The sequence below is a fragment of the Enterorhabdus sp. P55 genome, assembly GCF_009911695.1.
Taxonomy (GTDB): domain Bacteria; phylum Actinomycetota; class Coriobacteriia; order Coriobacteriales; family Eggerthellaceae; genus Enterorhabdus.
In genome coordinates this window covers 1-2380 of the sequence record NZ_QWKK01000190.1, presented here as the reverse complement: position 1 = coordinate 2380, position 2380 = coordinate 1, and the positions used below count along the sequence as shown (strand labels likewise).

The window sequence follows — 2380 nt, the reverse complement described above, 5'->3', positions numbered from 1 at the left end:
GGCGGCGCGCGGGGCCCGGCCCGGCGGCGCGCGCCCGGCTCCGGCGCCTGAGGCTCGGCGGCCCGAGCCCATGGAGCTCGCCCGGCCCGTGTTCTTCGTCGGCTTCATGGGCGCGGGCAAGACCTCGGTGGCGCGACGGCTCGCCCGGAGCTGCTCGGTGGCGTCCGTGGACATGGACACCTACCTCGAGCGGCGCGAGGGCAAGCGCGTGAAGGAGATCTTCGCCGAGTCGGGCGAGGAGGGCTTCCGCGCCGTGGAGACTGACGTGCTGGCCGAGCTGGCTGCCAAGGAGCCGCTGCTCGTGTCCTGCGGCGGCGGCGTCATCCTGCGCGAGGAGAACCGCGCCATCCTGGCCGAGGGCGGCTTCGTGGTGTATCTGCGCGTCACCGCCGACGAGGCGGCCTCGCGCATCAGCGACACCTCGTCGCGCCCGCTCTTCCAAGACCTCGAGGCCGCCCGCGCCCGCTGCGAGGAGCGCCTGCCGCTCTACGAGGCCGTGGCCGACGTAACCGTCGATACCGCAGGCAAGGGGGTCGCGGCCATCGCCCGCGAGGTTCAGCGCCTGCTCGAGAAGGAGGGCATCCTATGCCGGCGACCAAGATAGTGGTGAACATTCCCGACGAGGCCTCCTACGCCGTGCGCGTGGGGGTCGACGTGCTCGACGGCCTCGGCGCCGCGCTGCGCCAGCTGCCCGCCGTGGCCGCCGCGCCGCGCCTGCTCGTCATCTCCGACGACAACGTGGCGCCGCTCTACCTGGACGCGGCCAAGGCGTCGCTCTCCCAGGCGGGCTTCCGCGCGGCCGATATCGTGGTGCCGGCGGGGGAGGGCTCGAAGTCCCTCGCGGTGATCGGCGAGGTGTGGGAGGCCATGGCGGGCCTCGGGCTCACGCGTGACTGCGCCGTGGTGGCCCTCGGCGGCGGCGTCGTGGGCGACCTGGCCGGCTTCGCCGCCTCCACCTACATGCGCGGGATCCCCGTGGTGCAGGTGCCTACGACGCTCTTGGCCATGGTGGACTCGTCGGTGGGCGGCAAGACCGGCGTCAACCTGGAGGCGGGAAAGAACCTGGTGGGCACGTTCAAGCAGCCCGCCTACGTGTGCGCCTCCACCGCCACGCTCGCCACGCTGTCCGAGCGCGAGTGGTGCTGCGGCTGCGCCGAGGTGGCGAAGTCCGCGGTCATCGACTCTGACGACTTCTTCTTCTGGCTGCTGGACAACGCCGCGGCCCTGGCCGCGCGCGACGAGGCCGTCACGGCCGAGGCCATCGCGCGCTGCGTCGTGTTCAAGGCGCGCGTGGTATCCGAGGACAAGACGGAGAGTCGCGGGGTGCGCGAGTGCCTCAACTACGGCCACACCCTGGGCCATGCCGTGGAGGCGCTCTCCGGCTACGGCACGTACTCGCACGGCGCCGCGGTGGCCGAGGGCATGCGCTTCGCCGCGCGCCTGGGGACGGCGCTCGCCGGCACGCCTGAGGAGCTGGTGAGCGCGCAAGACGAGCTGCTCGACGCGCTGGGGTTGGAGCCGCTCGCGTGGTCGGCCGCGCCCGAGGAGATGCTCGACGCCATGAAGCGCGACAAGAAGGCGCGCGCCGGCGTGGTGCGCTTTGTCGTGCCCGTGGACGTGGGGCGCTGGGAGCTCGTCGACGTGGACGATGCCGTCATCTTGGAGCACCTGCGCGCCTGGGAGGCGACCAAGGCCTAGGCCCGCCCGCGGCGCGCGGGGCCTCACGGCCCGCGCCGCCCCTCCCGCCGCGGAGCGCGCCAGCCGGAGCAGACGGCATGCGGTCTCTCCCTCGTGGCGGGGCCCAACGCATACGGAAGGAAGGCATGATGAAGAAGATCCTGCTCATGAACGGGCCCAACCTCAACATGCTGGGGGTGCGCGACCCGGCCATCTACGGCACGGACACCCTGGCGACCATCGAGGCAGAGTTCGCCGCCTACGCGGCCGAGCGCGGCGCTGCGGTGGACTGCTTCCAGTCCAACCACGAAGGCGCGCTCATCGACCGGCTGCACGAGGCCTACGGCTGCTACGACGGCATCGTCTACAATCCCGGCGCCCACACCCACTACTCCTACGCGCTCCATGACGCGGTGGAGACCATCGACGTTCCGGTGGTGGAGATCCACCTGTCGGACATCGAGGCGCGCGAGGAGTTCCGCCGCGTGTCGGTCATCGCGCCGGCCTGCATCGCCCAGGTGAAGGGCTTGGGGAAGGCGGGCTACCTGCGTGCGCTCGACATCCTGCTGGACGGCCCGGCGGGGAAGGACGGGGCGAGTGAGGCGGCGAGCGCGCCTGCGGCCGAGGGCCCGGCGGCAGGGGGCGCGCGATGAGCGCCGGCGCTGAGGCGCCGCTGGCCATGACGGCCGCCGACGCCCGCGCG

General features: G+C 72.8%; 3 protein-coding genes. All 3 read left to right on the top strand.

Annotation, left to right across the window (positions count from 1 at the left end; genetic code table 11):
• The first annotated feature begins 70 nt into the window (after nt 1-70).
• Nucleotides 71-604: a shikimate kinase gene (locus D1643_RS10630; RefSeq protein WP_160710582.1), complete on the top strand. Its 534-nt coding sequence runs from the start codon at nt 71-73 to the stop codon at nt 602-604.
• The gene (gene aroB / locus D1643_RS10625; RefSeq protein WP_160710581.1) at nt 586-1698 is read left to right on the top strand and encodes a 3-dehydroquinate synthase; all 1113 of its coding nucleotides are present in this window, start codon (nt 586-588) and stop codon (nt 1696-1698) included. The genes D1643_RS10630 and aroB overlap by 19 nt, the downstream gene beginning before the upstream one ends.
• A gap of 125 nt (nt 1699-1823) precedes the next feature.
• The gene (gene aroQ / locus D1643_RS10620) at nt 1824-2330 is read left to right on the top strand and encodes a type II 3-dehydroquinate dehydratase (protein WP_236643566.1); all 507 of its coding nucleotides are present in this window, start codon (nt 1824-1826) and stop codon (nt 2328-2330) included.
• Nucleotides 2331-2380: the final 50 nt, after the last annotated feature.

Bases quoted from the DNA above. Each gene is read 5' to 3' on its own strand.
- D1643_RS10630 (WP_160710582.1), top strand. From the start codon at position 71: ATGGAGCTCGCCCGGCCCGTGTTCTTCGTCGGCTTCATGGGCGCGGGC.
- aroB (WP_160710581.1), top strand. From the start codon at position 586: ATGCCGGCGACCAAGATAGTGGTGAACATTCCCGACGAGGCCTCCTAC.
- aroQ (WP_236643566.1), top strand. From the start codon at position 1,824: ATGATGAAGAAGATCCTGCTCATGAACGGGCCCAACCTCAACATGCTG.